The sequence below is a fragment of the Aerococcus sp. L_32 genome (assembly GCF_050689315.1).
Genome location: NZ_JBOEQF010001135.1, coordinates 1 through 594 on the forward strand (window position 1 = coordinate 1; position 594 = coordinate 594).

The window sequence follows — 594 nt, forward strand, 5'->3', positions numbered from 1 at the left end:
GCAAATTGCCATTGAATATATTTTCAATGTTTTATATGCCATGATTTATATGACCAATTACCAGAAAAATAACAAACAAATTGCCAAGAAGTTTACGCGAATTCAGAGAGGAGCTTTAGATGATTAAGTGGGGAATTATCGGCGCAGGAAATATTGCCAACCGTTTTGCGAATAGTCTAGAGGAGGTAACTGACGGTGAATTATACGCGGTTGCTAACCGGACGATTGAAAAGGCTGAAACTTTCAAAGCTAACTATCCATGTGAAAAGGCTTATGGGTCTTACCAAGCGTTATTGGACGACGACCAAGTGGATGCGGTCTACATTGCCTTACCTCATAAATTCCATTTGGATTGGGTCTTGAAAGCCATCCAAGCAGGCAAAGCCATTCTGTGTGAAAAACCAGCGACTATAAACCAAGCTGAAGTTTCAAAAATTGAAGCAGCTTTAAATGCTAAACCCGTTTTCTTTATGGAAGCCATGAAGAGTCGCTTTACACCGGCTTATCAAGCCGTGAAAGAATTGGTTGCACAAGGTGAAATTGGGGAAGTCCATACGGTAACCACTTCTTTATGCCGAAAATTCGATGAGTCCA

The 594-nt window shown here is 40.7% G+C and carries 1 protein-coding gene; it reads left to right on the forward strand.

Annotation, left to right across the window (positions count from 1 at the left end; translation table 11 throughout):
* Positions 1-119 precede the first annotated feature (119 nt).
* Positions 120-594 (forward strand): Gfo/Idh/MocA family protein (locus ACRCJ0_RS18585; RefSeq protein WP_431391668.1); only part of this gene is annotated, 475 nt, incomplete at its 3' end.